We start from the raw sequence: 2,384 nt of genomic DNA on the forward strand, positions 1-2,384 counted from the left end.
TGGCCAGCACCGACCTGGGCGCGCTGCGCGCCGAGGTCGAAGCCAGCTTGCGCAAGGTGGAGCAACTGGTCAATGAAGTGAACCGGCGCTGGCCCTTCGCGCGTGACACCGAGCTGAAGCTGCCATGAGCCGATGCCGCCTTGCCGCTGCTGCTGCCACCGCCGCACTGGTGCTGCTCAGCGCCTGCTCGAGCAAGCCGCCGACACCCGATTGGCAGATGAACGCCCATGCATCGATGCAGCGCACGCTGGAGGCTTACCTGCTGGGCGACACCCGGCTCGAAGCGCTGGAGTTCGACCGCGCCCGCAGCGCCATTGCCAGCACCGGACGGTTGCCGCTGATGGCACGCGCCGAGCTGATGCGCTGCGCCGCGCGGGTGGCCAGCCTGGTGTTCGAGCCCTGCCCGAATTTCGACGCGCTGCAACAGGATGCCGACGCCGCCGATCTGGCCTATGCCGGCTACCTGGCCGCCCAGCCACTGTCAGCGCCTGCACTGGCCTTGCTGCCGCCGGCGCAGCGGCCGTTTGCCGTCGCCCAGGTCGGCGGCCCGGGGGATGTCGCAGTCCGTTCGGGCGACCCGGCGAATGCCGCAGTCCGTGTCGGCGGACCGGGCGATGCTGCGGCGCTGCAGCAGATCGAAGACCCGCTGTCGCGGCTGGTGGCCGCTGCGGTGCTGCTGCGCAACGGCCAGGCCCATCCGGCGACGATGGCGGTGGCCGTCGACACCGCATCGGCCCAGGGCTGGCGCCGGCCGCTGCTGGCCTGGTTGAATGTGCAGTTGCGCGTGGCCGAACAGCATGGCGATAACCCCGAAACGCAGCGGCTGAAGCGCCGCATCGGCCTGGTGCAGGGGCCGGCGCGCTGAGCGGATCGAGAACACACAGCCCCGCCCCCGACATGCGTCCTCCCTTGTTTGCCTTCGCGCTGGCCGCCGCGCTGGCCACGCTCCCGGCTTGCGCGCCACTACCCAAGCCGCCGCAGCCCGTCGACCAGCGCCCGGTCGCGATGGCCGACCCGGGCAGCGCGCTGCAGCCCGGCTGGCAGCACGGCGCGTTCATGGTGATCGATGTACGTAACTGGCGCGACAGCAACGGCGACGGCATCGGCGACCTGCGAGGCCTGACGCAGAGCCTGGACGCCCTCGCGGACCTGGGCATCAAGGGCCTGCGCCTGATGCCCATCACACGCCGCGAGGACGCTGGCCCTGGCCAGGCGGTGAGCAGGCAGCGCAGCATCGAGCCGGCCTACGGCACGCTGGCCGACTTCGACCAGCTGCTGGACGAAGCGCACCGGCGCGGCATCGGCGTGATCATGGACTACACGATGACCCCCGGCGCCGCCGCGCCACCCGCGGTGCTGGCCTATCACCAGGACAGCCTGCGCTTCTGGCTGAACCGCGGCCTCGACGGCTTCCATGTCGGTGTGCTGACGCAGCGGCTCGAGAACGACGCGACGCCGCTGAACGAGCCGCCCGAAAGCCCTGCGCTCATGCGCGACGTGCAGCAGCTGATCAGCAGCTACCGCCAGCGCTACCTGGTCTGCGAAGCGACGCCTTCGACCTCGGCCTGGGCGCTAGGCTGCGAGAGCACCTTGGCGCTGGACTTGTCGCAGCCCCTGCTCGACGCCGCACGCGGCCGGCCCGAGGCCATTGCAAGGGTGGCCGAGTACCTCAAGGCCGCGCCGACGACGACGACGACGACGACGATGCTGCCGAAGCACGACGCCCTCGCCGGCCGGCGGCCGGGGGATGAAGCGCGGAGCGATGCCGCAGCCTACCGCCTGGCGGCCGCCACCACCCTGCTGCTGCCCGGCACGCCCTTCATCGATGCCGGCAACGCGCTCGGCATGCCCGGCAAGATGGCCGCTGCGCAGCCGGACCCGCAACCCCTGCCGGCCTTCTACAAGCCCCTGCTGGCACTGCGCAACACGCTGGGCCCGATCGCCCGCGGCAGCTCCCTGTCGCCGCAAGTGGAAGGGCTGGTGTTCGCCTTCCAGCGCCAGCTGGCCGACGACCGTGTGCTGGTGCTGATCAACTATGGGCGCGAAGCCGCCACGCTGCGCGTCGCCGGGCTGCCGGCCGGTGCAACGCTGAGCAACGAGTACCCCGCTGGGGGCGCGCTGTCACGCACCGACGAGCGCGGCGCGATTCACTTGGCGCTGGCGCCGCAGTCCTGGCGCGTGCTGCGGCTGCAGCGCTGACGCAGATGCGGCACGCACAGCGACATCACAGGCCCATCAACGCAAACCGGCCGCGCCCGCTGGCCGCGGTGATCAGCCCCAGCACGCGTGCCGGCTCGCTGCCGATCATGGGCCAGTCGAAGCGCCAGGCCCAGTTGCCATCCTCCACCGTGCCAGGCGTGTTCATGCGGTGCTCGCTGCCCAGG

At 71.5% G+C, this 2,384-nt stretch carries 2 protein-coding genes and 1 pseudogene; all 3 read left to right on the forward strand.

What is annotated here, in order from left to right; translation table 11 throughout:
- Positions 1–128 (forward strand): annotated as a pseudogene (locus VLK61_RS23435) (mammalian cell entry protein); the annotation flags it as partial.
- Positions 125–865 (forward strand): hypothetical protein, encoded by a 741-nt coding sequence (locus VLK61_RS23440; RefSeq protein ID WP_325424497.1) that lies wholly within the window; start codon positions 125–127, stop codon positions 863–865. The pseudogene VLK61_RS23435 and the gene VLK61_RS23440, both read left to right, overlap by 4 nt.
- A gap of 32 nt (positions 866–897) precedes the next feature.
- The gene (locus tag VLK61_RS23445; RefSeq protein WP_325424499.1) at positions 898–2,199 is read left to right on the forward strand and encodes an alpha-amylase family glycosyl hydrolase; all 1,302 of its coding nucleotides are present in this window, start codon (positions 898–900) and stop codon (positions 2,197–2,199) included.
- Positions 2,200–2,384 lie beyond the last annotated feature (185 nt).

It is taken from the genome of Aquabacterium sp., assembly GCF_035476535.1.
In the GTDB taxonomy this organism is placed as follows: Bacteria; Pseudomonadota; Gammaproteobacteria; order Burkholderiales; family Burkholderiaceae_C; genus Pseudaquabacterium.

Bases quoted from the DNA above. Each gene is read 5' to 3' on its own strand.
- VLK61_RS23440 (WP_325424497.1), top strand. From the start codon at position 125: ATGAGCCGATGCCGCCTTGCCGCTGCTGCTGCCACCGCCGCACTGGTG.
- VLK61_RS23445 (WP_325424499.1), top strand. From the start codon at position 898: ATGCGTCCTCCCTTGTTTGCCTTCGCGCTGGCCGCCGCGCTGGCCACG.